The organism is Desulfurellaceae bacterium (assembly GCA_021296095.1).
Taxonomy (GTDB): domain Bacteria; phylum Desulfobacterota; class Binatia; order Bin18; family Bin18; genus JAAXHF01.
This window is the reverse complement of sequence record JAGWBB010000042.1, coordinates 37186-63420: the sequence shown is the minus strand read 5'-3', so window position 1 is coordinate 63420 and position 26235 is coordinate 37186. Positions and strand designations below refer to the sequence as shown.

Genomic DNA, 26235 nt, shown 5'->3' with positions numbered 1-26235 from the left:
CGTTGACCACGACCATCTCGGCGGCCCGTTCGGTCTGGTCATACACATAGGTCACCAGCCAGCCGTCGTCTTCGGCGCTGGCCCCGTCACGCGGCACGAACACGCCCTCGCCGCCGTAGCGCTGGGGGCCGTGGGGATGGGACTCGACTCGGCCGGTCTGATGGTCGTATTTCTGGAAGCCGTCAAACAGCGGCATGGTCACGCCGGTGGGGACACGCGCCGCATAGCTGTAGCGGTGGGGACGCCCGGTGAGGGATTCGTTGATGCGGGGAAACTCGGACGGCACGTCGTCCAGCCCTTCTTCGCTGACCGCACCGGTCTTCAGGTTGAAACGCCAGCGGTGGAGGCGGGGGGCTTGATCTTCCTGTTCGGCTGGGGGCGACTGGCCGTCATCCATCAGGACGCTGGTCGAGTTGACCCGACAGGCGATCAGGACGACCTCGTCGTCCGCCTCATAGGCGTTGGTGGTATGAAAAACATAGCAGGGCGGAATCTCGAACCAGCGCACCTCGTCGTTGCTGCCGTGGCGGGGAATCACCCCGATCCGCGCCCCGTTGTCGGGATTCCAGTTCAGGACCGGTCCGCCGCTGGTCATGGCCTGGAGGTCGAAGGTAACCGGCAGGTCGAGCAGCAGGGTGTAGTGTTCGGTCACCGCACAGTCGTGGATCATCACCCCGGCCGGGATATCAATCGGCACGGTCCGCAGCAGCTCGCCCGAGGCGGCCACCACGCTGTACTGGAGGTAGGGCGGCATCGGCGCATAGCCAAAAAACATCATCTCGCCCGTTACCGCGTCGACTTTGGGATGGGCGGTAAACGCGCTGGTGAGTTTGCTCCCATAGTCGTAGGGCCCGACCGTCTCCAGGCCGGGAACACGGATGTGGTGCGGCTCGCCGCCCTCCCACAGCGCCAGCAGCCGCCCGTCGTGCCACACCAGGGCCGTATTGGCCGCGTTTTTGAACGGGCCGTCCGGGTTGTCGAACTGCGGCGGTTCCATCAGGCCCGACCAGATAGCCCGGCCGCGCTGGCGCTCGATCTCAAAGCCTTTGGTCTGGACGTAGCGGTTGCGGTACGAGGCCTTGCCGTCCTGGACCCGCACCCCGTGCAGCATGCCGTCGCCGTCGAACCAGTGGTAGGTGCCGATCGGCTCGAACTGGGGGTTGGGGCCGACGCGCACGAACATGCCGTTCATGTCGCGCGGCAGCTCGCCGATGACGCGCAGGTCTTCAAGCTGGGTTTCTTCTCGGACCGGGGCGAAGTTGTCCGCCAAAAAGGGATTGGGTGCTGACATGAGTTAAAGTCCTCCTCTCAAGTGGTTCCATCGGGTTTGGGGTTTACGGAATCTCGCCGCGCTGGCGCATCTCGGCGACCAGCGCCTCCTGGACCAATACGCCGCTGTCGGTCAGTTCTGTGACCTGTTGGGCCGAATAGCCCAGGTAGCGTTCCAGGACATCCGCGTTGTGCTGGCCCAGCAATGGGGCCGGACGCCGGATCTCGACCCGGGTGTCGGAGTAATGGATCGGCGTCTTGGGAATGCCGATGGGACCCATGCCGGGGTGGGCCACCTCTTGCATGGCGCCGCGGGCCTTCATGTGCGGATGGTTGATGATCTGGCCGATATCCAGGACCGGGGCGCTCAGAATCCGCACCTTGTCCAGGATCGCCAAGGGCTCGTCGCGGGTCGGGAAGGATTGCAGCCAGTGTTCGAGCAACTCGACCAGGGCAAAGCGGTTTTCGGCCCGGTGCTGGTTGGTGTCAAAGCGGGGGTCGTCCAGCCATTCGGGTTTGCCCACGGCTTTCACAAAGGTCTTCCACTGGTGTTCCAGGACGACGATGACGACATAGCCGTCGCTGGCCTTGAAGATACCGCACGGGGCGACCGCGTAGTGGTGCGAGCCAAAGCGGGTCGGGTTCTCCTTGCCGTCGCTCAGGGTGTAGAACTGCACGGCCGTGTCGTGCAGATGAAACAGGCACTCCAGCAGGGACAGGTCGATATACTGGCCGCGACCGGTTTTCTCGCGGTAGTACAGGGCGCCGCACACCGAGGCCAGGCCGTGCACGCCGGCGTTTTCGTCGGCAATGAACAGCCCGACATAGGTCGGCGCCTTGTCCGGGTCGCCGGTCAGGTGCAGCAGCCCGCTCATGGCCTGGGCCAAGGTATCGACCCCGGGTTTGTGGGCCAGCGGGCCGTCCTGGCCAAAGCCCGAGATGGAACACATGATCAGCCGCGTATTCAGCGCTTTGAGGTCGTCATAGCCCAGGCCGTAGCGGCCCAGGGTGCCGGGGCTGAAGTTTTCGATGACCACGTCGACCTTGGGCACCAGCTCCTTGACGATCCGGACGCCCTCGGGCTTCTTGATATCCAGACACAGGCTGAGCTTGCCCCGGTTGTGCTGAATATAGCCCCCGCTCTGGCCGGCCCTGAAGTACGGGTAAAAGCGCGAGTTGTCCCCGGTCGGGGCGAGTTCGACCTTGATGATCTCGGCGCCCATGTCCGCCATCATGCGGGTTACCACCGGAGCGGCGATATACTGGCCGAAATCCAATACGCGGACGCCTTCGAGTACCGACGGCTTGTCTGAGTGTGACATGGCTCCTCCCTCGCCTAAGCAGCCGAATGGGCGAGATTCGTTTCCAGAACGTTCGATCAAGAATAACGAGTTGAACGCTCACAAAGTACCCTTACTAAAATAGTTTGTCTGGGCTACATAGGCGAAACTCCGGCTTTTATCAAGAAAATTCTTGAGAGAAATTTTCACTATCGACCCTCAAAATGGACAAAGTCGATCAAGAACACCGCGCCCAGCAGGACGCTCTTGTGTTGGAGCTGGAGTTCGGCCGGAAAGCTGAGGGAAAAATTATCCGCATCGCTCAGGCTCTCTTTGAGCATCCCGGACCATTTCTTGGTGATGCGGCCAATCTCCTCGTCCCTGGCCCGGATCAGAAACGTCCACGGTTTGAACAGCGGACCAAAGAGCTGAAAGCGTTCCTGGCCGGTGTCGTCGGACACCGTATAGCGCCGACGCAGCAGAGAAAAGCGCCGGTCTACCCTGCCCAGCCGCCGGCCGTCCGGGTCGCGTACCTCGAGGCTGTGAAAATACAGCCGAAAGGGTCTGTCCAGGCGCAGAATCGAGCGTCCCTCGGCCTCCAGGATATGGATGGTAAAGGGACGCAGGGCTTTAAGCAGCAGCCGAAAAAACATCGAGCCGCCCGTTTCGGCCGCCACATAGACCTCCTCACCCGTCTCGTCGAGGACGGCGTAGGTGTTCTTTGCCTCCCAACCGACCAGGATTTCGCTCCACTCTTTGCGCTGCTGGATGACCAGGGTGTCGAGGCCCGCGAGTCTGTCCATGGCCTTTCGCTCGTCTAGCCGCAGAAAAAGCGGTTCCGGGGGCGCGCCAGACCGAGGTTGTCGCGCAGCGTCGGGCCCTCATACTCGCGTCGAAACAGCTCGCGCCGCTGGAGTTCGGGCACCACCCGGTCGACGAAGTCGTCGAGTCCGCCGGGCAGATACGGGAACATGATGTTGAAGCCGTCACAGCCTTTGTCGAGCAGCCACTCCTCCATCTGATCGGCAATCGTGCGCGGGGTGCCGATCAACTCCAGGGTGCTGAAGCTGCCGCCCACGTACTGGGCCAGCTGACGGACGGTCATATTGTCCCGCCGGGCCATGCTGACCAGTTTCTGGCGGCCGCTTTTGCTGGCGTTGCTGTCCGGGATGTCGGGCAGCGGACCGTCGAGCTCAAAGCCCGACACGTCGTGGCCGAGCAGGACGGACAGGGTGGCAATCCCGCTATCGGGATGGACCAGGCTGTCCAGCGTGGTCTTTTTGGCCTGCGCCTCGGCCCTGCTGTCGCCGACCACCACAAACGCCCCGGGCAGGATCTTGAGCTGGTCGGGCGACCGGCCGCAGGCTTCCATCCGGCCCTTGACGTCGGCGTAGTAGCGCTGGCCGTCCTCAAGAGTGTTGGGGCTGCTGAACACCACCTCGGCCGTCTCGGCGGCCAGCTGACGGCCGGCCTCGGAGGCGCCGGCCTGGACGATGACGGGCCAGCCCTGGACCGGCCGGGCCACGTTGAGCGGCCCGCGCACCGACAGGTGGGGGCCGGTGTGGTCGAGCACGTGCATCTTATCCGGGTCAAAATAGACGCCCGTCTCCACATCACGGATAAAGGCGTCGTCGGCCCAGCTGTCCCACAGGCCGGTCACCACATCGAAGAACTCGCGCGCCCGCCGGTAGCGCTCGCCGTGCTCCAGATGCTGCTCACGGCCAAAGTTGCGCGCCTCCTGGGGGTTGGCCGAGGTGACCACATTCCAGCCGGCCCGGCCGCCGCTGATGTGGTCGAGCGAGGCGAATTTGCGGGCTACGTGGTAGGGATCGTTATAGGTCGTGGAGGCGGTGGCGATCAGCCCCAGGTGTTCGGTCACCACGGCCAGGGCCGGCAGCAGGGTCAGCGGATCGAAGGAGGTGACCGTGGCGCTGCGCTTGAGCGCCGCCATCGGCATGTTCATGACCGCCAGGTGGTCGGCCATGAAAAAGGCGTCGAAGCGGCCGCGCTCCAGGGTGCGCACAAAGCGCTGATAGTGGCCGAAATTAAAGTTGGCGTCCGGGAAGGCGCCGGGATAGCGCCAAGCCGCGGTATGAATGCTGACCGGGCGCATGAAGGCGCCGAGCCGCAGTTTTGCTGTCGGTCAACGTGAACGATGATGACCACTCCGTCAAGAAGATATCATCGTTCGCGTTTGCGGAATGACAGCTGCGGGCCAGGGTAGCAAATCGGCGCGGAATGAACAGCCCGGAGGGCGGCTGGAACGATCCAGCCTTTCCTTTTGTTTTTTCGTGGCTATAGTAGCTACTTCAAGGAGGATGGCATGGGCAGTGTGGGAATCAAGGAACTCAAGAACCGGCTCACCTATTATTTGCGTTTGACAAAACAGGGAGAGGAGATTGTCGTGACCGACCGTGGTAAACCGATTGTCTGCCACGCAAATCCAGAGTCAAGAGGCCCGCCTTGCCCAGTTGGCCGCTCAGGGCGTCGTGACCTTGCCGACCCGCCAGCCTCTCTCTCGGCTACGCCGAGCGAAAACGAAAGGCACTCCTGTCTCACAGCTCGTCTTAGAAGAGCGCCGATGACGTATTTCGACACCAGCGCCTTAATCAAACGTTTTGTCGAAGAAAAAGGGTCGGTTCTTGTTGCCAGCCTTATTGATCAAGGGGGGGCGGTCGCTACGGCAAAAATCGCCTATGTCGAGATCTACTCGGGATTGACTCGGAAATTGCGGGACAAGCAGCTTTCGGCCATGCACTACGACCGCGCCTGCCAGCAGTTCGAGAGCGAATGGTCGGCCTATATCCGGGTCGAGACAGGTGAGGCAACGCTCCAGCTGGCCAGAGACCTCATCCGTCACCATCCTCTCAGGGGATTTGATGCTATTCATCTGGCTTCCGCTCTTACGCTTAAGAGAGCGCTGGGGGAGGAGGTCCTCTTCGCCGCTGCTGATGTCCGCTTACTGCAAGCGGCAGGGGCCGAGCGTCTTCAGGCGCTCAATGTCGAGACTGAGGAGCAAGCCACCTAGCCCCGACCCTCAGCCGCGTATATGCCCCACTAGACTGCATGACCAGCCCGTAGCCTGGGAGTGCGGACGGCTCGCCCGCTTCGAGCGCATCAAGGGTCTGACCCTGGGCGGTGTTACCAGAAATATCCCGACCCGAGGCTATTTCGCCTGCCACGGCAGGGGCATGGCCTGATTGTCCTCGGTACATACCCGGACCGGGGCTTGGCCCAGAGCGGCGACAATATGCATGTCCTGGGTGCCCGTATTCACAATTTGATGAATCGCATCGGGCGGAATGTGGAGCGTCGAGTTCGGACCAAAATCCATATCCTGGCCGGCGATGGTAAGCCGGCCTGAACCACTCAGGACGAGGATGGCTTCTTCACAGTCATGGCGATGGACCGGCGTCCCAGCCCCTGGCGCAATCGTTTGTTTCCACAGCTCCAGGCTTTTCATGCCGTGCTCGGGACCGGCAACGGTCTGATGGACCAGACCCGGCAGATCGAACTTCTGAGCAGTATCGTTTTGAATAACTGGCATGACGAACTCCCTCCTGTCTCCCTCGAAAATCGGCCCGCTTCCTCACTCGCCGACAAGCTTAACGCGGGCAAGACGGATAGTCGAGAGGAGCCTGACGGCCAAACCGGCGCGGGCCAATTGTCTGAACCTGGATTGCCGGGATGTATGGATTTCCAGGATTTGTCGGTCAAAAGGGAAAATCTGACCGAGAACTGTAGTCGGGTTAGCCGGAGGCGTAAGCCGACAGCCTTCTAGGGGCTTATCGGTCTGATCCTGGAGATTGTGGTCGCCTTGCCTCGGATCAAATGCACGAGGATATTCGTATCGAGCAGAATAAGCGCGTCAGACGGAATCAAGACAGGTTCTCCAACATTTCTTGACGTGTCGCAGATAGGAATAGCCCAGTGACTCGCCGACCTCGATCTTCATAGGCGTTCCCCTTTCCTTGACAGGACTATAGCCGACCGGTTAGTGAACGCAACGTATGTTTACAGTCGCCTGAATCAACCATTTCAGCCAAGGAGGGACGCGCATGGCTGCCGTACAGATTTCCAAATCCAAACAAGTCCGGGCTCGTCTGAACCATCCCGTCATCGACTCCGACGGGCACACGGTTGAGTTTGAGCCTGCGGTCATGGACACCCTGCGCGAAGTCGGTGGGCCGGGGATTGTCGAGCGCTATAAGACCAAGCGGACCGCAGGACTGACCGCCTCGCTGGGCGGAATGCTGAACTGGCACAAGCTGCCGCCCGCCCAGCGCCACGCCCAGCGCCTGACCGTCCCGCCGTGGTGGGCGCTGCCGGCCAGAAACACGCTCGACCGGGCGACCGCGATGCTGCCCAAACTGCTCCACGAACGCCTGGACGATATGGGGATCGACGTGTCCATCCTGTATCCGACCTTCGGGCTCCTGGCCCCGCATCTCGACGATCAGGAGATCCGTCAGGCCGCCTGTCGGGCCTTCAACACCTACCACGCCGATATCTTCAAGGACTATGCCGACCGCCTCATCCCGGTCGCGCTCATTCCCATGCACACCCCGGACGAGGCGCTGGCCGAGCTGGACTATGCCGTCGGCACCCTGGGCATGAAGGCGGTCATGCTGGCCGGCCATGTATTGCGTCCGATCCCGGCGGCGGAGCAGCTGTCCCCGGACGCCGCCCGCTACAGCTACTGGCTGGACACCTTCTGCCTGGACAGCGACTACGATTACGACCCGGTGTGGGCCAGGTGCGTCGAGCTGAAGGTCGCCCCGACCTTTCACTCGGCGGCCATGGGCTGGGGCAGCCGCACCTCGACCTCTACGTATATGTACAACCACATCGGCCATTTTGCCGAGGCGGGTGAGGCGGTGTGCAAAGCCCTGTTCTTCGGCGGCGTGACCCAGCGCTTTCCGACCCTCAAGTTTGCCTTTCTGGAAGGCGGGGTGAGCACCGGGGCGCGGCTGTACGCCGACCTGATCGCCCGCTGGCATAAGCGTAACCCCGAGGCGATCGAGAACTACAATCCGGCCAATCTGAACCCCGAGCTGCTGCTCGACCTGTGTCAAAAATATGGTGAGAAGGTCACCGAAGGGCGTTTGCAGCACCTGAGCAACGCCGGCGGGGTGACCATCAACACCAAGGCGGCGCCGGACATCACCAACGACTTCCACCGCACCGGCATCGAAAAGGCCGAAGACATCAAAGACCTGTTCATTCCCCACTTCTACTTCGGCTGCGAGGCCGACGATCCGATGAACGCCACCGGCTTCAACACCACGGCCAACCCGTTCGGTCAGCAGGTACGCTCGGTCTACAGCTCGGATATCGGCCACTGGGATGTGCCCGACATGACCGAGGTGACGGAAGAGGCCTATGAACTGGTCGAAAACGGGGTACTGAGCGAAGACAACTTCCGCGACTTCGTGTTCGCCAACCCGGCTACGCTGTGGACGGGCATGAACCCGGACTTCTTCAAGGGCACGGTAGTCGAAAACGCAGTCGATCAGCTCCTGGCCAACGGCGCCCACTAGCCGCGCTCGCGGCGCTGCCGTGGGCGGGCTGCGGAGGACGGATGAGAGCCCTGTCCCGTTATCGCGACCGCCTGCTGGGGCTGGGCGCGGCGCTGGGCCTGGGGCTGGCTGCGGCGGGCGCCTTCGCCGTCCCGTCGGCCGACTTCGCCGACCACGTGGTGGCCCGTGTGAACGGTACGGACATCACCCGCCGTCAGCTGGACCTGGCCGTGAAGAGGAAACGTGTCAACCGTTCTGATGCGGAAGGACGACACGTTTCTTCTTTGGCCCGGACCGCAGACCCGCAGGCGGCGCCTCAGGCTCAGCGCCGTCAGACCCTGGAACTGCTGATTGATCAGGAGCTGCTGATTCAGCGCGGCGTAAGCCTGGGTCTGGTTGCCTCGGACCAGACGGTCAGAAAAGCGCTGGTCATGGCCATGATTGATCGTACCGTGGCCCAGGTGCTGGCGCGCGAACCGAACGAAGACGTACTGCGGGCGTTCTACGCCACCCACCGGGCGGTCTTCAGCCTGCCGGCCCGGTTGCGGGTCCAGCAGCTCACGTTTCTCGCCGCAGGTCGGGCTCAGACCGCAGCGGCCGCGCTGCGCGACGGCATGAGCTTTGCCGAAGCGAGGCGGCGTTTCGGCCAGCCGGCGGGCGCTCCACTGCCCGACAGCCTGCTGCCAGCCCACGTCTTGCACCGCTATCTGGGACCCAGCCTGACCCGGGCAGCCCTGGGCATGAAAGCCGGGGAGGTCTCCGCTCCGCTGGCCTCGCCCCTGGGCTATCACATTCTGCGGGTAGCCGAGCGCCGGGCCGAGCGGGTGCGTCCCTACCCGGAAGTGAAAGCCCAGGTCCGGGCCGAGTATTACCGGCGGGAACGCGACCGGGCGCTTGAGCGTGTGCTGGACCGCCTGCGCCGCCGGGCGACGCTTGTCCTGGCGGCGGACGCGCCGCAGCCGGATCGCTAGGAGGCATATGAAAAAGAACACGCCGGTGGACTGGGCCGTGTGTCTGGGTATCTGGCTGGGTTGGCTGGCCGGCCAGCGCGCCTGGTCGTCGCCGATTCATGTCGATTATGGGGAGCGCTAGGCGATGAGCGCAGACCGGCGGGCGGTGATCCTGCTGGCGCTGGGCAGCCTGGTCGGGCTCTGCCTGGGCAGCCTGTCGGCGCTGGGCGGCAAAGGACCGGCCGGCCGACTGCCGGCCGATGCGGTTGCCGTGGTCAACGGCGCGCCGATCAGAACCGAGGACTACCGGCGGGCGGTGGCCATGCTGGCCGGCGATAAGCGTAACCCCCTGACCGAGGCCGACCGGACCCACGTCCTGGACCGGCTGATCGAAGAGGAACTGCTGGTCCAGGCCGCAGTGTCGGAGGGGCTGGTTGACCATGACCGGGCCGTTCGTCAGACGATTACCCGGGCGATGCTGGCGGCGATTGTAACCGATAGCGCCAGTGCGCGGCCGAGCCGGGAGGAGCTGCGGGCCTTCCATGCTGACAACACGGCCCTCTTTGAGCAGATCGGGGAGACCCGCCCGCCCGCCTTCGAGGAGATACACAGCCGGGTCGAAGCGGTCTACCTCCAGCGGGCAAAAGACACGGCCCTGCGCCAGTATCTGGCCTGGCTGCGCGCCGAGGCCGAGATTGTGCGAGCGCCCGAGGTGGAGCGATGACGGGCGTTTTGGCCTGGTCGTGCTGCCTGGTCGTGCTGCTGTGGAACACCCAGGCTGCGGCCCACACCCGCAGCCAGTCGTTCTCGTCGTGGCACATTCAGGATGGGCAGGTGCGGGGAACGTTCAGCGTCCGCGCCCTGGAAGCGACCCGGCTCGGAGCGCTGGAAGACGCGGTCTTTGATCTGAATACGCTCCTGGTCCGCCACCTGGACTCTCGGCTGGTGCTGACAGCCGGGGACGAGCCGTGCCGAACTGCGGGCCCCCGGGCGCGGGCAGCCCAGGCGGGCTATGTGCGCGTCGAGTGGCGCTTTGCGTGTCCGGCCCATACCCGGCTGTCACTGACCAGCACGGCCTTTTTTGAGGTCGCCCCGTCACACCTGCACTATGCACGGGTACGTGTAGGCGGCGGGCCGCCGGTCGAGTATCTGTTTACCGACAGCGCCCGCCGACAGGTGATCGTGCCGGACGGGCCGGAGCAGGCCGCCCGACCGGGACCGTCCTTTGGCGCCTACGTCCTGCTTGGCCTTGAGCACATTATGAGCGGGGTCGATCACCTGGCCTTTGTGCTGGCCCTGCTGCTGCTGTGCCGTCACGTCCGCGAGGTCGTGTTCATGGTCAGCGGCTTCACCCTCGGGCACAGTCTGACGCTCAGTCTGGCTGTGCTGGGTGTGCTTGAGCCGAACGTCCCGGTCATTGAGGCGCTGATCGGATTCACGCTCGCGCTGGTGGCCGCCGAGAACATCGGCATTACGAGCGGAACCGGGCGGCGGCTGGGGCTCGTCGCCGGCCTGGGGCTTGTCGGCTGCGGGCTGCTGCGCGGCCTGACCGGGCTGGGTCTGCCGGTCCTGAGCAGTCTGGGCCTGGGGCTGTTTGCGGTGTGTTATTTTGCCCTGGCCACCAGCCGGGAGCGGGCGGCCCGCCTGCGGCCGGTCCTGACCCTGGTGTTCGGCTTGATTCATGGCTTTGGCTTTGCCAGTGTCTTGCTCGACCTCGGCCTGCCGACCGAGCGGCTGGTGGTGGCGCTGTTTGGTTTTAATCTCGGGGTCGAACTCGGCCAGCTCGGGGTGGTGGCACTGGTGTGGGCGGGCGGGCAGCTCCTGGTCCGTGGTGTTGGCGCCACGGACTACCGCCTGGCGACTGATGCCGCGTCGGCCGGGCTGTGTGGGCTGGGCCTGTTCTGGTTTGTGGAGCGTGCGTTCGGATAAGGGACTGGAGGATTGTATGAGCAGCTTGGGTTTGACACTGGCGAACACCATTGTAGAGGCCGCCCTGAAAAAGGCCCGGGAGCTGAACACCGCCCCCCTGGCCGTGGCCGTACTGGATGAGACGGGTCAGCTGAAAGCCTACCAGCGTGAGGATCAGACCAGTCTGCTGCGGACCGATATTGCGATTGGCAAAGCCTGGGGCGCCCTGGGCCTGGGGCGTTCGTCGCGGGTGCTGGGCAAGGTGGCCGAAGAGCGCCCGGCGTTTATTCACGCCCTGAGCGTGATGGCCGGAGGAAAGCTGGTGCCAGTGCCGGGCGGGGTGCTGATTCGAGCTGAAGATAACACGATTATCGGAGCGGTCGGCATATCGGGCGACACCTCGGATATTGACGAGACCTGCGCCGTGGCCGGGATTGAGACGGCGGGCCTGCGAGCCGATGCCGGTGCCGCCTAGGTCGGCGGAGTATGGAGGTCGGCGATGAAACGCTTTGGGCTCGTGTGTGGTGTGCTGCTCGTTGTTGGAGCCGGATATCTGGCCGGGGCGTATCTGGGGCTGTACGGCCGTCATGAGGGGCCGGGCGAGGTCAGCCCGGTCCCCATCCCGGCTGCGGTGCTGAACCGGCGGGCCGACGTTCAGGCCGCAGCCTCGGCGCCGGGGGCCAAACACATCCTGTTCGGCGACCTGCACGTGCATACGACGTTTTCCACCGACGCGTTTCTCATCAGCCTGCCCATGATCCAGGGCGAGGGCGCCCATCCGCCGGCTGACGCGTGCGATTTCGCCCGCTTCTGTTCGGGCCTGGATTTCTGGGCGATTACCGATCACGCCGAAGGGCTGACGCCCCAGCGCTGGGCCGAGACCAAAGACGCGATTCGTCAGTGCAATGCGGTGTCCGGCGACCCGGCCAGTCCCGACGTGGCAGCCTTCTTGGGCTGGGAGTGGACCCAGATCGGCCAGACGCCCGACGACCACTACGGGCATAAAAACGTGATCTTTGCCGGCCTGGCGGACGACGAGGTGCCGGCCCGGCCGATTGGCGCGCGGGGAAATGTCGGGCGCATCCTGCGCTCGGGTTCGCGGCGTGGGCTGTTCACGACCGGGCTGTTGGATTTCCCCAACCGACAACGGTATTTTGACTTCGCCCATTTTTTGGAAGAACTCAGCGCTGCCCCGCTGTGCCCGGACGGGGTTGACGTGCGTGAGCTGCCCGCCGCCTGCACCGAGTTTGCACCCACCCCGCGCCAGCTGTTTGAAAAGCTCGACCAGTGGGGTTTCGACAGCCTGGTTATTCCGCACGGCACGACCTGGGGATTTTATACCCCGGCCGGCTCGACCTGGGACAAACAGCTGACGGCCGGCCTGCACGACCCGGACAGACAGACCCTGCTGGAGGTTTTCTCGGGCCACGGCAACTCCGAGGAATACCGGGACTGGCGGGCGGCCCACATTGACGCCGACGGGCAGGCCAGCTGTCCCCCGCCGAGCAAAGACTATCTGCCCGCGTGCTGGCGGGCGGGCGAGATTATTCGCCAGCGGTGTCTGGCGGCCGAGCTTGGCGCCGAGGAGTGTGAGGCCCGGGCGACCCGCGCCCGCCAGCACTATCTTGACGCCCAGGTGTCGGGCTTTCGGACCGTGCCCGGCGCGCGGGCCGAGGACTGGCTCGACGCGGGCCAGTGCCGGGACTGTTTCCTGCCGTCGTTCAACTACCGTCCAGGCGGTTCCGCCCAGTATCTATTGGCCCTGTCCAATTTTGACGATCCGAGCGCGCCGCAACGGTTTCGGTTCGGCTTCATGGCGTCAAGCGATACGCACACGGCCCGGCCGGGGAGCGGCTACAAGGAGGTCGAGCGCGGCTCGATGAGCGATGCGCGCGGCGCGCGGGATGCCACCTGGGCGCGGCGCCTCGCTCCCCCCGAGCAGGAAGCGCGGCCGGAATCGGTTCCCTTTGACCCGGCGACCACCCAGCTGCAGGGATTTCAGTTTCTTGAGCTTGAGCGTCAATCGAGCTTTTTTCTGACCGGCGGTCTGATTGCCGCCCACGCGACCGGCCGCGACCGGCGGGCCGTGTGGCAGGCGCTCAAAAGCAAGGAAGTCTACGCCACCAGCGGCGAGCGCATCCTGTTGTGGTTCGATCTGCTGGAGTCCCCGGCCAACGCCCGCATTCCCATGGGCGGCAGCGTCGGGCTGAACGGCAGCCCGCGGTTTCGGGTCCGGGCGGTTGGCGCCCAGAAACAACAGCCCGGTTGTCCCGACTACAGCCTCAGCGCCCTGTCGCCCGAGCGGCTTGAGCACGTGTGTCGGGGAGAGTGCTATAACCCGTCCGACGAGCGCCGGCTGATTACCCGGATTGAGGTTGTACGCATTCGGCCTCAGATTGCGCCGGACGAGCCGATGGCCAGCCTGATCGACGATCCGTGGCAGCGTTTTACCTGTCGGCCCGACCCGAACGGCTGTGTGGTGGAGTTTGACGACCCGGACTTTGCCGGTCTGGGGCGTGACGCGGTCTACTATGTCCGGGCGATACAGGAGCCGAGTCCGGCGATCCATGCCGACCCGCTGGGCTGCGAGTACGATGAGAACGGCAACTGTGTCGAGGTCAAGCTGTGTTTCGGCGACTACCGGACGCCGGCCGACGACGACTGTCTGGCCGAGCACGAGTCGCGCGCCTGGTCGTCGCCGATTTTTGTCGATTTCCAAGGGTAAACGCCATGTTGAAGGATATCGTGTCGGCAGAACCGCTGACCGGATATCGGCTCAGGCTCGCATTTGAAGATGGTGCCGAAGGGACTGTGGCAGTTCGACAACTCATCGAGTTCACGGGCGTTTTTGAACCGCTGCGGGATGAAGCCTATTTCAGGCAGCTCCGTGTCAATGCTGAGCTCGGAACGATCGAATGGCCGAACGGTGCCGATCTCGACCTTGATGTTCTCTATGCGACCGCGACAAACACTGTCATAGACTTAGAACCGAGGAGGAACGATGCCGCTTGACATCATTGGTCTTATGAAGGATTTGGCCCTGGACCGCCCGATCTTTCATTCGGAAGCAGACTTTCAACATGCCCTCGCGTGGCATATTCACGAGGCGCTGCCAGATTGTCAGGTTCGTCTGGAGTTCAAGCCTTCTCTGCCTGAAAGGATGCACCTGGACATCTGGCTTCGGCTTCCAAGGAGTAGAGTCGCAATTGAGCTGAAATACCGAACCCAAAGACTGCTCTTAAAAAAGGCAGGCGAGTCTTTCGATCTCCGTAATCAAGTAGCGCAAGGTGGCGGCCGATACCACTTCATCGAGGATATCCGCAGGCTGGAACAGGTGGTCACCCATAAGACAGCCAAGGCCGGATTCGCAGTTTTACTAACGAATGATCCGTCCTATTGGGAACCCTCGCAGAGGACTACCTTGGACGATGAGTTTCGCCTTCATGAGGGTAGGAAAATCGGGGGTGATATGAAATGGTCCGACCCGACTCGCCCAGGACCGAGGAGTGTAGGGGAAGAGCCGATTCATCTAGGGGGTTCCTATGACTGTGTCTGGAGGGATTACTCGAGCCTTGGAGAAGGAAAGTTCCGAAAGTTTCGCTATCTCATGGTAAAAGTGCCATAGCATCTGTAGTCCATGGGTGTAGTACGGCTCCTCGCACAGGAATTCTCAGAGAAGATTGTATCAGATGGAGGCCGATACCCGACGCTATAAGCAGGAAGCGGCAGCGAGCCTCAGGACTCTGAGGCTGCGCGTTCAGTGGAAGTCCGGGAAAGCGTTGTCTCATCTGGAGAAAAGAAAAAGTCTGGGGCATCTGAGAGCAGCTGCGTCCCTTCGAGAGTACAATGAATTGATCCAGAGCTTGGTCAAAGAGGCAACGAATCTGGTGTATCTGTATCGTCACGGCTCTGAGCGATATTATGCTGTAAGCGGGCGCATTGGCAGTCAAGAATGGTTGCTTATTGCGACAAGGACGGGAGTGATCGAGACTGCTTTTCCGCCCGATGCTATGGGAGAGTATTTGCAGAGACGGGGATTTGTCGCTATGGGGACGATTCGAGAGGTGTTCGCATGAATGAGCAGGAACACCTGCTGACGGTGTTTTGTCAGGGCGTGCGGTATCCCGAAGTCAGTGGCTTTGAGGTGTTGGAACTCCTTGATGTCCGCAGCGCGCTGGCACCTTGGGAGGGCAAGCTGAGCGATCATGACCGCAAACGGCTGGAGGAAGCAGATGCTGTGTTCCTCAGACAGACGGGGCGATTCTATGCCAGCGTTGCCCAAGTTGCCAGTCTGGCAGCTATGCGTAAACGGGCATCGGTCTCACCCTTGCATTGGTGGTGGTATCTCGACACGGAGATCCGTTGCCCCAAAGGTGTCATGACGGCCGTATGGTCTCAGCCTCGTATTAGTGATGACGCTCCTGGGCTGCACCACGTATAACTACACGCTCGCGACCGCAATCATCTGGGCTTGCGCGGTGCTCTGCCGCAGAGCCTTGGGTTCCTGGTATTTCTCGGAGTTTCGGCTGCCTACTTGCCCAGGCGCGACAGGGATTGATAGCTGAAGTCGGTCTCCGGCAGGCCGACATTGACGCGAATATCGTTGCCCTCGCGCAGGGGCAGGACGACGTTGGCGGTGGCCGAGTGCTCGTCAAGGGCTAAACCATAGTCCGCCTGCCGGGTCGAGAACTCTCGATCTTCGCTCAGGGCCTGGCCGCCGCTGACCAGAATCGTCTTCCAGTACTTGCCGGAGCGATCATAAATCTCCTTGTAGTAGCCCCGGAAGAGTTCTTTATCGATCCATATGATCTGGCGCCCATAGGCGTAGTAGGGGTCTTTGGCCGTGGCCTCGACAATCCACACCGGGCGCCTGGTCAGGTGCAGATTGGTCGGCCACCAAGCCGCGCCCTGCCAGGAGATGGCGGTCTGATCGAAGAGTTTGCTCTTGCCCGGCCAGGGCATGACCGCCGCGCTCTCGTTGGCCACCAGTCGAAACGCCGTGCCCTCGCGTTTCCAGACTTTCGGGGTGGGCAGGGTATAGGCCACCAGGGCCTCCCGCTCGCCGATCAGCTTCCAGTCAAAGTACTGGATTTTGCCCGAGAAGGTGCCGCCGTCGTCGCGGCTGAAGTGTGAGCCGAATATGCCGTCCGAGGTATTCGACGCGGCCAGCCGGCGCACACGACGCAGAACGGGCACAAACGTCCACAATGAGGTCCATTTTTCGGGGTCCAGGTAGCCCCAGCTCAGCGTGGCCAGGCCGACCGCATCGTATGGGGCGACCCCGTACAGCAGGGTTTTTGCCGCGACCTCGTCGGGGTTGGCGCGGGGGCCGCTCCAGCGCGCCCCATAGGTGATCACCCGGCCCTTGAAATCGATGGAACGGTCGAGGCCGCCTTCTTTGACCCAGAACAGGTTGACGAACACATCGACGTCATCGACCGGGCCGCCGGCCAGCGCCATGTTGTACATGATCTTGTTGGCGATATGCGGGTCGTTCGGGTCGATTGCAGGGAAAGGGAAGCCGCCGTCGGTATAGCGCGGCCATGTCCCGGTTGCGGTTTCGACCATGACCCCCTTGGCGTTTATGGCATACTTGCCGGCGTTGGCCTCGGTCAGTTCCAGAAAACGGCTGCCCCACTCCAGCCCGCCGGTGGGAATCTCGATGAGGGTCGAGATATGCTGCCCCGAGGCAAAGCGGCGCAGAATGGCTTCCGGCATCAAGCCTTCGGCCTCCTGCCAGTTCGTGGTGTCCAAGGTGTCGCCGATTTGCAACTCGGCGGAAGCGGGGGAGGCGCAGAAGAGCAGCCCCGCTATCAGCAGCCCCGACCAGATGCTTGCCATACCCTCTCCTCTCACACGTCTTACTCCTCAGTAGAAACTGCTGAGAGGCGAAATTATTCCTGGCCGGCGTCTGGAGAGCCGTCCGCCAATGCGCGGCGCGGCTCAGGCACCCTCGACGACAATCATCTGGGCCTGGGAGGCGCTCTGGCGCAGAGCCTTGGGTTCCCGGTATTCGTCGGAGTTCCACCACGCCTTGGCCTGTGCGACGCTCTCAAACTCCAGCACCACGACCCGGTTGGGCTGCCAGTCGCCCTCCAGATTTTCGGCTGCGCCACCGCGCACAATGAATTTGCCGCCGTAGGCTTCGACCGTGGCCGGGACGAGCTTGGTGTAGCCCTGATAGGTGTTGGGGTCGGTCACTTTCACGTCAACAATGATGTAGGCTGCCATCGCTTTCCTCCTTGGTGGGGTCTGAGCGGTCTCCTCTATATGCGTGCTCCGGTGTCCGAATGCAATCGGCTGCGGGCTGGCGTTTTGGGGTGGTCTCGGTTACAGGAAGCGGGAGTGTCGAGCCGGCGGTCCGGGAAACTCCTGTCGATTGGAAACGCGTATGGCCCTCCAGCCTATATCCGAGCCGACGCCTGCAAGCGCACCGGCCATCACCCCCGCCTACCGGCGCTACGCCTTGCTCGTCCTGCTGCTGGTGTTTGCCTCCAGCCATGTCGACCGCCAGATTCTGGCCATTCTGTTGGAGCCGATCAAGCACGAGCTGGTGCTGTCGGACACCCAGCTGGGCTTTCTGTCCGGCATCGCCTTTGCCATCTTCTATGCCACGCTGGGGATTCCGATTGCGATGTGGGCCGACCGCAGCAACCGGCGCAACATCATCGCCCTGGCCCTGGCCACCTGGAGCGGAATGACCGTCTTGTGCGGGCTGGCGGCGAATTTTTTGCAGCTGGCCCTGGCCCGGATCGGGGTGGGGGTGGGCGAGGCCGGGTCGAGCCCGCCGTCGCACTCGATGATCGCCGATATGTATCCGCCCGCCGAGCGGGGCACGGCGATGGGGGTGTTTGCCGCTGGGGCCAACCTGGGGCTTTTGGTCGGTTTTCTGGTCGGCGGCTGGGTCAACCAGTGGTACGGCTGGCGGATGGCCTTTTATGTGGTTGGCGCGCCGGGCCTGGTGCTGGCGGTCATCGTCCGCTTGAGCCTGCGCGAGCCGCCCCGGGGCTATGCCGAGGGCCTGGGGCCTCGGCAGCAGACCGCCCCGCGACTGGGCGAGGTGGTCCGCTTCATGCTCTCGACCCCCTCCCTGCGCCACCTGTTGACGGGCGTGACCCTGACCTCTTTTGTCGGCTATGGGGTGGTCTTGTGGCTGCCCGCTTTTCTGGTCCGCTCGCACGGGCTGACGAGCGGGACGATCGGCACGCTGCTGGCCGTGTTTCTGGGGCTGATCGGCGGCCTGGGGACGTATAGCGGGGGGCTGCTGGCCGACCGCCTGGCCAGGCGTGACGTGCGCTGGAATGTGTGGCTGGTCGGGATCGCCATCCTGGTGGCGGTGCCGTTCGGCTTCAGCATGTACCTGGCGTCGGATACCCGCCTGGCGCTCGTCGCCTTTATTGTGCCGGCCTTTGTCGGCGGGGTGTTTATCGGCCCCAGCTTTGCCATGAATCAGGGTCTGGTCCAGGTCCGCATGCGGTCGGTTGCCTCAGCCCTGCTGCTGTTTATCCTGAATATCATCGGCCTGGGCTTCGGGCCGCAAACCATCGGCGTGGTCAGCGACCTGCTGCGGCCCGACTACGGCGACGAGTCCCTGCGCTACGCCCTGCTGGGGGTGTCGCTGATCAACATCTGGGCCGCGTTTCATTACTTCATGGCCGGCCGGACGCTGCGGGCCGACCTGGCCCGGGCTCAGGACGTGGCGGCGGGCGACTGAGCGAGGCCGCCTGGCTGGAGTAGGAACGGAATCCGGGCTGAGGGCTAGGGCAAAGCGTCTTGCACGGCCAGCCGGCCGACCTCACGCCCTTCGAGTACCACCGGAAGCGTGTCTGCCACGGTGTAGATACGCGATTGCTGGTAGTCCGGCTGCGCGCCTGAGGCTGATGGCTCGGTATGGACTTCGATCTGATTGTCGATCAGGTTGATAATCCAATACTCGGCAATTGCGGCGGCAGCGTACAGGCGTTTCTTGAGGATGCGGTCACGTTGCGGAGAAGAATCCGCGACTTCAATGACGAGAGCGAGGTCTGACGGGCCTGGGTGGCGGTCCAGGTAGTGGCGTCGTTCTCCCCGCACAACGACAACATCCGGCTCCGGTTCGCTGTCGGCAGTGGTGATGGGTTCCTGAGCATCGGCATACCAAGCCGGGGGCAGAAGCTGAGCCAGGGCTTCACGGGTCAACTGGGTCACAACGCGGTGGCGCGGGTTCTTGGGCATTTTGGTGACAAGCCATCCTTCCAACAGCTCGACTGGATCATCCGTGGTCAGAATGCCAGCCTGGATCATGGCGTGGTACTGATCCACATGGAGGCGCCAGATCATACCAATATCGGCCTGCGGGCTTGCCGGTGGTGTGGCGGGAGGAGTGGGAGGGGACGGGGTGACTGCCATGCGCGTTCCTCCTCAAGCCTTGGACTGGAGCTTCGTCGCTCCGCTGCATTCGCCTGATGGCATCTATCCCCCTTCTGATAACGTGGGAGAATCCGTGTCGGCCAGCTGCCGCTTCAGCGAGCGGTATAGCCGCCGGGTCAGCCACAGCACAAACGTGGGCGACAGGCGGTTGAGCCACCACAGCAGCTTCCAGCCGCCCGGGACGATGATGATGGCCCGGTTGCGGGCCACCGCGTTCAGCGCCCGTTGGGCAAAGGCGGCCGGGTCCATGGGTCTGGAACGCTCGACCAGCCGGTCTTGTTGCTCGGGCGAGAGATGCCTCAGGTCTTTGCCGTATTTGCCGCCCCCGTGCAGAATCGGGGTGCGGATGAAGCCCGGACATAGGACGCTCACCCGCAGCCCGGCCTCGGCGGCTTCGATGCGCAACGAGGTCGACAGACCGACGACGGCGTGCTTGGTGGCGGCGTAGCTGACGGCCATCGGCGCCGGACACAGGCCGGCCATGGAGGCGGTATTCACGATATGGCCGTAGCCCTGGGTGCGCATCACCGGGTAGGCAGCCTGCACACCGTTGACCACCCCGTGCAGGTTGACCGCAAGCACCAGCTGCCAGTCTTCATGCTGGTACAGGCCTGCCTCGCCGCCGACGGCCAGCCCGGCGTTGTTGAACAGGTAGTCCAGACGGCCGTGGGTGTGCACCGTCTCCCCGACCAGCCGCTCGACCGCCGGGAAGTCGGTCACGTCGACCTCGACCGCCTGGGCGCTGCCCTGCCGGGCGGTGATGCCGGCGGCAACGTCCCGGGCCAGCTCGATCTGGCGGTCGGCCAGGATCACCTGCGCGCCGCGCCGGGCCAGCTCTTCGGCCAAGGCTCGGCCAATGCCCGAAGCCGCGCCGGTTACAATAGCGACCGCAGCCTCAAATGTGCGTAAGCCGTCGCCGGTGTCCATCACTGTCAGACCGGCTGCATGCCGACCTTGTCGGCAAAGTCGTCCATCTGACCGAGCACCGACTGGAGATCGGTGCCCCAGAAGGGCAGGGGCACCATGAAGGACTCGTAGCCCAAATCCTGGTAGGGCTTCATCGCCTCGATGAACTCGTCAACCGATGTCGTCCGCAACAGCCCGATCATGATTTCAATGGCGTTCAGGTCGCGGCCGCCCCGGTCCGCAGCCTCGCGCAGCAGGGCCATGCCGTCCTGAAACACGGTCAGGCTCTTGGGCACCGCAATCCAGCCGTCGCCAAACTCGACGATACGCCGCATGGCCCGGGCCGAGTGTCCGCCAATCCAGATCGGCAGCGGGTTCTGGAGCGGTTTGGGTTCGCACTTGATACCGCTGAACCGGCAGAACTCCCCCTCGAACTGCGGATCGGGGCTGGTCCACAGCTCGCGCATGGCCCGCAGGTATTCGTCGCTCAGCGCGCCACGGCGCTTGAACGGCGCCCCCAGCAGGCTGATTTCCTCCTCCATCCAGCCGATGCCGGCCCCGAAAATGATCCGGCCCCGCGACAGCACGTCGAGGCTGGCAAACATCTTGGCGGTGAGGATGGGGTTGCGGTGGGGCAGGACCAGGACCGACGGGCCGAGCCGCACCCGCCGGGTGACGCCGGTCAGAAAGCCCAGCACGGTCAGCGGTTCGAGCAGGGCGGCCTCGGCCGGCAGGGGAAACTCGCCGGTGTCGTTGTACGGATAGCGGGGTTTGATCGCGGTCGGCAGGACAACGTGATCGCCGACCCACAGGGAGTCAAATCCCAGCGCTTCGGCCTGCTGGGCCACGCTGAGCAGGCTGTCGAGCGCGTCGGGACCGGCTGCCAGGGGACCGATATGGGGCAGGATGGTTCCGAATTTCATGGCTCCTCCTTTTGATGGGTTAGATCAAAAAGGTCAGATTGGGCAGGGGTTCTGCCGCGTTGACCAGCAGCACCTGCTTCCAGAACATCTTCAGCTGGCCGTCAACCCAGCGCAGCTTATGGATCGTCCGGCCGCCCCACTGGCGCAGATCGTGCCGGGCCTGGACGGACAGCTCGAGTAACAGAAAGTTTGAGCCGACGACAAACTCGCCGGCGTCGGTTTTCTCTATTTCGATATTCGAGATCAACCGGCGCATGAACGAGGCCGGCTCCTGGCTGTAGCGGTAGCCGCTCTGCAGCAGCTTGATGCGCGTCGCAATCCGCGAGCGGTTGTCGTAGATGTGCGACATCTGACGCCTGGGGTCGGTGTCGCCGCTGGGATGGGCCGGCACCCAGTAGATGGCGTCGTCTTCCCACAGGGCTTCCCACTCGGCGTAGCGCGCCTCATCGGCCAGCCGCGCTTCTGTGTACAGGAAGGCCTCAACCGCGCGATATTCGGTGTCTGACAGCATGGGAGTTCAGACCTGGGCCATGAGCGTACGGTAGTGTTTCCAGAAGGCGCGGTTGGTGACCTCATCGGTGAAATGGGCCACGATGCGGCCCTGCTCATCGACGTATTCGCGGTTGCGGCCACGGCTGAGGTCGAGCCACTCGGGCTGCCGGGCGTGCAGGCCGGCCTGGTTGCGGCTGGCAATGGTGATGTCCTCGGGCAGCAGAAAGGACGCCGGGCCCATGGCCGCCTCACTCTGGCGCAGCAGCCGGGTGTTCAGCTCGGGCACGCCCTTGAGGAACATGGGCGTATGCCACTGGATCGATTCCTCGGCGTCGAGCGGATAAAACAGGGCGATGTTCATCTCGGCCAGAAACAGGTTGGGGAAGATCAGGGCGTGGGGCGGACCCTCGAACACCCGTCGGTCGGCCTCGGCTTTGCCGCAGCTGTGCTCCAGCTGGGCCAGGTAGGCGGCGTATTTGTCCGGGGCGCCGCCGAACCACTCGAACGGCTGTTTGTAGCCGGTAGAAAATTCGATCTCGGTATGGCCGTTGCCCCAGTCGCGCAGCAGGCCCTTGTTATTGCTCTCCTCGCCAATAAAGAGCTGATACTGCGAGCCGGCGGATTTGAGCACCGAGCGGTGGACAAAGCCCAGGTGATAGCCGTCGGTGTCGTTCTCGGGGATCATCTTCCAGTTTGACATGTAGCGGTGCTTGACCCAGCCGGCGCTCAGGTCGAGTTCGCCCTCGGGCGACAGGTCGCAGGCGCGGTCAATGAGCCGGCTGGCGATGCCTAGGTGTTCTGCCAGCGACGGCCCCTCGGGACTCAGGCTGGCGAACACAAAGCCCCGGTAGCTGTCGCAGCGCGCCACCCGCGGCAGATGGTGGTCGCCTTTGTTGAAGTCCGGGCCGTAGGCCCCGGGGAAGGGCACCCCGGTCAGCTGGCCGCTCAGGTCATACGTCCAGCCGTGGTAGGGACAGGTGAAGGCCCGGGCATTGCCGGACTCGGCCGGGCAGACCAGGGTGCCGCGGTGGGCACAGCGGTTGAGAAAGACTGACACCGCGCCAGCTTTGTCGCGGACCATGAGCACGGGTTGGCGACCGATCTGGCGGGTCACATAGTCGCCCGGCTCGGGCACCTCGCTGTCGTGGCCGACAAACACCCACACCCGGTAGAAGATTTTTTCGAGTTCCTGCTCAAAGATGTGCGGGTCGGTGTACAGCGAGGCGTGGATCTTGTCGTCGTGGACCAGGGTCTCAACGTTGATCTCGGCCGGGGTCTCAAACTGGGTTCCGTTGGTCGTGGCCTGCTGCATGCGGCGTCTCCTTCCTGCGCGGCTCAAATTCGGGGCTGCTTGTGGCCGGGAGCTTAGCATATTCGGTGGTAGAAGTATCTACACAAGGCCAGCCCGCCCGTGCAATCGGGTTTGACACAGATTGGCAGATTAGTCATATGTTTAGCTAAGAAATGATTCGAGGAGGTCTCCCAATGTCCGCTGTGAACGTCCACCAAGCCAAGACTCAGCTCTCGCGCCTCTTGGCACGGGTCGAGGCCGGCGAAGAGGTTGTTATTGCCCGTAATGGGAAGCCGGTTGCGCGGCTCGTCAGCTACGAGGGGCGTCGAGGCGTTCGGCGATTCGGTGCCATGAAGGATCGCATTGCGATTGACGACCGGTTCTTTGAGCCGCTCCCGGACGACGAGTTGGACGCCTGGGAGGCGTAATTCCAGTGCGCATCCTGCTCGATACGCACGCCTTTCTGTGGTGGCTGGCCGGAAATGAACGCCTGTCCGAAGCCGCCCACGCCGCGATTGCTAATCACGAGAACGTCATACTTGTCAGCGCGGCGTCCGCTTGGGAAATTGCCACCAAACATCGTCTCGGCAAGCTTCCAGAGGCCGAAGCCGTGGCGCATGACGTTACCGGCTGCATCGCGGACCAGGGCTTCGAAGAACTGGCCATCTCCGTTCGTGACGGCGAACGCGCCGGGCGGCTGCCAGGTCCTCATCGCGATCCCTTCGACCGCATGTTGATCGCCCAAGCCTTGGCCCTTGACCTCGGCTTGGTTTCGATTGAGACACTCTTTGACCGGTATGGCGTCCGCCGCATCTGGTAATGCCATCGGCACGTCGGTGATGCTGTTCGTGGACACCGGCGGGCGATTCGGCGCGGTGAAGGTCGTTGTAATAATCAGTAGGATGATCTACAGATTATTTATCTTGACATCGCTCTCGCACTTCGATACACAGCCTCAGAACAGAGGAATACGAAGTGCGTCTTCCAGACATCAGTACCATCCGTACCGGTTACACCGTCCGTCGCCGCCTGGAAACTGCGGAACGCGGGGGGGTGCTCACCATCCAGCTCGGCGACATCGCGCCGGACGGGAGCATCAATCCAGAGCGCTTGAGCCGTATGTGCCTCGGCGACCTGCCGGCCAAGTATTTCGTGCGCGCCGGTGACGTGGTGTTCCGCTCCCGTGGCGAGCGGAACACGGCCGTCGCCCTTGACGCCCGGTTCAGGCAGCCGGCCCTGGCCGTGCTGCCGCTCTTCGTGCTGCGCCCCAAGCCGGACATCGTCCTGCCCGAGTATCTGGCCTGGGCGATAAATCAGCCGCCCGCCCAGCGCCATTTTGACGGCTTCGCCCGGGGCACGAAGCTGCGGATGGTGCCCCGGACCAGCCTTGACACCCTCGATATTGACGTGCCCGACCTTGAGACGCAGCGCAATATTGTCGCCCTCGACGCCCTGGCCGAGCGCGAACGCGCCCTGGCGGTCCTGGCGGCCAACAAGCGCCGGCAGCTGACCCGCCTGCTGCTCGGCAACCGCGCCAGGCGTGCCCACTGCGGAACCGGGCAGGAAAGGACAGCTCCGTGACCGACCAGCTTACCCAGCAGCAGGTCAACCAGACCGCCTGGGCCGCCTGCGACACCTTCCGAGGGGTCGTCGATGCCGGCCAGTACAAGGACTACATCCTGGTGATGCTGTTCCTGAAGTACATTTCGGACCTGTGGAACGACCACATCGCAACCTATCGCGCGCGCTACGGAGACGACGGGGCGCGCATCCGCCGCCGGCTGGAACGCGAGCGCTTCATCCTGCCCGAGGGGGCGAGTTTCTATGACCTGTACGAACAGCGCACCGAGGCCAATCTCGGCGAACTCATCAATATCGCGCTTGAGACGATTGAGGACGCCAACCGCGCCAAGCTCGAAGGCGTGTTCCGTAACATCGACTTCAACTCCGAGGCCAATCTCGGCCGGGTCAAGGACCGCAACCGCCGGCTCAAGAATATGCTCGAAGACTTCGCCAAGCCGGCCCTTGACCTGCGCCCGTCGCGGGTGTCCGAGGACATCATCGGCGAGTGCTACATCTATCTTATCTCGCGTTTTGCCTCGGACGCCGGCAAGAAGGCCGGCGAGTTCTACACGCCGGCGGCGGTCTCCCGGCTGCTGGCCGGGCTGGCCGCGCCACGATCCGGCGACACCATCTGCGACCCGGCCTGCGGCTCGGGTTCGCTGCTGATCCGCGCCGCCGAGCAGGTCGGCTCGGACAACTACGCCCTGTACGGCCAGGAGGTGAACGGCGCGACCTGGGCGCTGGCGCGCATGAACATGTTTCTGCACGCCAAGGACGCTGCGCGCGTCGAGTGGTGCGACACCCTGAACAGCCCGGCCCTGATTGAGGGCGACCACCTGATGAAGTTCGACATCGTGGTCGCCAACCCGCCCTTTTCGCTGGACAAGTGGGGCGCGGAAAACGCGGCCAAGGACCAGTACGCGCGCTTCTGGCGCGGCGTGCCGCCCAAGTCCAAGGGCGACTACGGTTTCATCACCCACATGATCGAGGTCGCCAGGCGCCACACCGGGCGGGTGGCGGTCATCGTCCCCCACGGCGTGCTGTTTCGGGGCGGCGCCGAGGGGCGCATCCGGCGGGCGCTTATCGAAGAAAACCTGCTCGACGCCGTGGTCGGCCTGCCGGCCAACCTGTTAACCACGACCGGCATTCCGGTCGCCGTTCTGGTCTTCGACCGCTCGCGCGAGGAGGGCGGCCAGAACGCGACCCGCAGGGACGTGCTGTTCATCGACGCCAGCAAGGAGTTTACGCCCGGCAAGACCCAGAACGTCATGGACGCGGCGCATATCACCAAGGTGGTCGAGACCTTCAGGGCGCGCGCGGCCGTAGACAAGTACTCGCACCGGGCCAGCCCCGAGGAGATTGCCGAGAACGACTTCAATCTCAACATCCCCCGCTATGTGGACACCTTCGAGCCCGAGGAAGAGATTGACGTTGCCGCCCTGCAACACGAGATCGACCAGATTGAGGCCGAGTTGGCCGAAGTGCGCGGGCGTATGAGGGGTTATCTCAAGGAGCTGGGGCTTGAGATCTGAGGGCGGATGGAGGTGGAGCGCAATGTCCGTGCTTGCTGCTGTTAGCACCCTAGACACCCCCCCCCTCAAAAAAGAAGCGTGGAAAATCAGGGGCTTGGGTCGAAAACCTGCCGGAGTTCCCCGGCCAGGGGTGAAAGGTGAGCCAGCCAGTGGAGCGACGGGCTACGTCGGCGGGAATATCCCGGCGGGCGGG

27 protein-coding genes are annotated in these 26235 nt (G+C 63.5%); 15 read left to right on the top strand and 12 right to left on the bottom strand.

Annotated elements, in window-relative coordinates; all coding sequences use genetic code 11:
* The 4 genes from J4F42_12035 to J4F42_12020 all read right to left on the bottom strand — a co-directional run.
* On the bottom strand, nt 1-1291 hold a 1291-nt coding region (locus J4F42_12035), incomplete at its 3' end, for a carotenoid oxygenase family protein (protein MCE2486237.1).
* 43 nt (nt 1292-1334) lie between these two features.
* Nucleotides 1335-2591, bottom strand: coding sequence for a CoA transferase (locus tag J4F42_12030; GenBank protein ID MCE2486236.1), 1257 nt, complete (start codon nt 2589-2591; stop codon nt 1335-1337).
* Nucleotides 2592-2758: 167 nt separating this feature from the next.
* Nucleotides 2759-3352: a hypothetical protein gene (locus J4F42_12025; protein MCE2486235.1), complete on the bottom strand. Its 594-nt coding sequence runs from the start codon at nt 3350-3352 to the stop codon at nt 2759-2761.
* A gap of 14 nt (nt 3353-3366) precedes the next feature.
* Nucleotides 3367-4662 (bottom strand): LLM class flavin-dependent oxidoreductase, encoded by a 1296-nt coding sequence (locus J4F42_12020; GenBank protein ID MCE2486234.1) that lies wholly within the window; start codon nt 4660-4662, stop codon nt 3367-3369.
* A gap of 210 nt (nt 4663-4872) precedes the next feature.
* Between J4F42_12020 and J4F42_12015 the strand changes: the two genes are divergently transcribed.
* Nucleotides 4873-5577, top strand: coding sequence for a type II toxin-antitoxin system prevent-host-death family antitoxin (locus J4F42_12015; GenBank protein MCE2486233.1), 705 nt, complete (start codon nt 4873-4875; stop codon nt 5575-5577).
* Between the two features lie 138 nt (nt 5578-5715).
* Here the strand turns inward: J4F42_12015 and J4F42_12010 are convergent, their stop codons facing one another.
* Nucleotides 5716-6096, bottom strand: a complete 381-nt coding sequence (locus J4F42_12010) for a cupin domain-containing protein (protein ID MCE2486232.1) — start codon at nt 6094-6096, stop codon at nt 5716-5718.
* Nucleotides 6097-6607: 511 nt separating this feature from the next.
* On the opposite strand from J4F42_12010, the gene J4F42_12005 reads away from it, so the two are divergent.
* From J4F42_12005 to J4F42_11965, 9 genes are all read left to right on the top strand, one after another.
* Nucleotides 6608-8089, top strand: coding sequence for an amidohydrolase family protein (locus tag J4F42_12005; protein MCE2486231.1), 1482 nt, complete (start codon nt 6608-6610; stop codon nt 8087-8089).
* A gap of 41 nt (nt 8090-8130) precedes the next feature.
* Nucleotides 8131-9039: a peptidyl-prolyl cis-trans isomerase gene (locus J4F42_12000; protein ID MCE2486230.1), complete on the top strand. Its 909-nt coding sequence runs from the start codon at nt 8131-8133 to the stop codon at nt 9037-9039.
* Nucleotides 9040-9163: 124 nt separating this feature from the next.
* Nucleotides 9164-9742: a SurA N-terminal domain-containing protein gene (locus J4F42_11995; protein ID MCE2486229.1), complete on the top strand. Its 579-nt coding sequence runs from the start codon at nt 9164-9166 to the stop codon at nt 9740-9742.
* Complete coding sequence (locus J4F42_11990) at nt 9739-10947, top strand: HupE/UreJ family protein (GenBank protein ID MCE2486228.1); 1209 nt, start codon at nt 9739-9741, stop codon at nt 10945-10947. Before J4F42_11995 ends, J4F42_11990 begins: the two co-directional genes overlap by 4 nt.
* 16 nt (nt 10948-10963) lie before the next feature.
* Nucleotides 10964-11401 carry a heme-binding protein gene (locus J4F42_11985; GenBank protein ID MCE2486227.1) on the top strand — a complete coding sequence of 146 codons (438 nt, stop codon included), beginning with the start codon at nt 10964-10966 and terminating at the stop codon, nt 11399-11401.
* Nucleotides 11402-11425: 24 nt separating this feature from the next.
* Nucleotides 11426-13651, top strand: coding sequence for a DUF3604 domain-containing protein (locus tag J4F42_11980; GenBank protein MCE2486226.1), 2226 nt, complete (start codon nt 11426-11428; stop codon nt 13649-13651).
* Nucleotides 13652-13656: 5 nt separating this feature from the next.
* A complete protein-coding gene (locus tag J4F42_11975; GenBank protein MCE2486225.1) occupies nt 13657-13938 on the top strand; it encodes a DUF2442 domain-containing protein in 282 nt (93 codons plus the stop codon).
* Nucleotides 13928-14551 carry a hypothetical protein gene (locus tag J4F42_11970; protein MCE2486224.1) on the top strand — a complete coding sequence of 208 codons (624 nt, stop codon included), beginning with the start codon at nt 13928-13930 and terminating at the stop codon, nt 14549-14551. Before J4F42_11975 ends, J4F42_11970 begins: the two co-directional genes overlap by 11 nt.
* Before the next feature lie 447 nt (nt 14552-14998).
* On the top strand, nt 14999-15367 hold the full coding sequence (locus tag J4F42_11965; protein MCE2486223.1) for a hypothetical protein: 369 nt from the start codon (nt 14999-15001) through the stop codon (nt 15365-15367).
* An 89-nt stretch (nt 15368-15456) separates the two neighbouring features.
* Here the strand turns inward: J4F42_11965 and J4F42_11960 are convergent, their stop codons facing one another.
* Entirely contained in the window at nt 15457-16767 is a 1311-nt protein-coding gene (locus J4F42_11960) for an outer membrane lipoprotein-sorting protein (protein MCE2486222.1), read from the bottom strand.
* A 102-nt stretch (nt 16768-16869) separates the two neighbouring features.
* On the bottom strand, nt 16870-17157 hold the full coding sequence (locus tag J4F42_11955; GenBank protein ID MCE2486221.1) for a DUF1330 domain-containing protein: 288 nt from the start codon (nt 17155-17157) through the stop codon (nt 16870-16872).
* Nucleotides 17158-17317: 160 nt separating this feature from the next.
* Between J4F42_11955 and J4F42_11950 the strand changes: the two genes are divergently transcribed.
* Nucleotides 17318-18640, top strand: a complete 1323-nt coding sequence (locus J4F42_11950; GenBank protein MCE2486220.1) for an MFS transporter — start codon at nt 17318-17320, stop codon at nt 18638-18640.
* Nucleotides 18641-18684: 44 nt separating this feature from the next.
* Here J4F42_11950 and J4F42_11945 read toward each other — a convergent pair whose 3' ends face one another.
* From J4F42_11945 to J4F42_11925, 5 genes are all read right to left on the bottom strand, one after another.
* Entirely contained in the window at nt 18685-19314 is a 630-nt protein-coding gene (locus J4F42_11945; protein ID MCE2486219.1) for a Uma2 family endonuclease, read from the bottom strand.
* 63 nt (nt 19315-19377) lie between these two features.
* Complete coding sequence (locus J4F42_11940; protein MCE2486218.1) at nt 19378-20262, bottom strand: SDR family oxidoreductase; 885 nt, start codon at nt 20260-20262, stop codon at nt 19378-19380.
* Nucleotides 20263-20267: 5 nt separating this feature from the next.
* A complete protein-coding gene (locus J4F42_11935) occupies nt 20268-21164 on the bottom strand; it encodes a TIGR03619 family F420-dependent LLM class oxidoreductase (protein MCE2486217.1) in 897 nt (298 codons plus the stop codon).
* Nucleotides 21165-21183: 19 nt separating this feature from the next.
* The gene (locus tag J4F42_11930; protein ID MCE2486216.1) at nt 21184-21675 is read right to left on the bottom strand and encodes a hypothetical protein; all 492 of its coding nucleotides are present in this window, start codon (nt 21673-21675) and stop codon (nt 21184-21186) included.
* A gap of 6 nt (nt 21676-21681) precedes the next feature.
* Nucleotides 21682-22968: a Rieske 2Fe-2S domain-containing protein gene (locus J4F42_11925; protein MCE2486215.1), complete on the bottom strand. Its 1287-nt coding sequence runs from the start codon at nt 22966-22968 to the stop codon at nt 21682-21684.
* Between the two features lie 173 nt (nt 22969-23141).
* On the opposite strand from J4F42_11925, the gene J4F42_11920 reads away from it, so the two are divergent.
* The 4 genes from J4F42_11920 to J4F42_11905 all read left to right on the top strand — a co-directional run bounded on the left by J4F42_11920 (nt 23142) and on the right by J4F42_11905 (nt 26042).
* Nucleotides 23142-23375, top strand: a complete 234-nt coding sequence (locus tag J4F42_11920) for a type II toxin-antitoxin system Phd/YefM family antitoxin (GenBank protein ID MCE2486214.1) — start codon at nt 23142-23144, stop codon at nt 23373-23375.
* Nucleotides 23376-23380: 5 nt separating this feature from the next.
* On the top strand, nt 23381-23767 hold the full coding sequence (locus J4F42_11915) for a type II toxin-antitoxin system VapC family toxin (protein ID MCE2486213.1): 387 nt from the start codon (nt 23381-23383) through the stop codon (nt 23765-23767).
* Between the two features lie 155 nt (nt 23768-23922).
* Entirely contained in the window at nt 23923-24528 is a 606-nt protein-coding gene (locus J4F42_11910) for a hypothetical protein (protein MCE2486212.1), read from the top strand.
* On the top strand, nt 24525-26042 hold the full coding sequence (locus J4F42_11905) for a type I restriction-modification system subunit M (GenBank protein MCE2486211.1): 1518 nt from the start codon (nt 24525-24527) through the stop codon (nt 26040-26042). The genes J4F42_11910 and J4F42_11905 overlap by 4 nt, the downstream gene beginning before the upstream one ends.
* Nucleotides 26043-26235 lie beyond the last annotated feature (193 nt).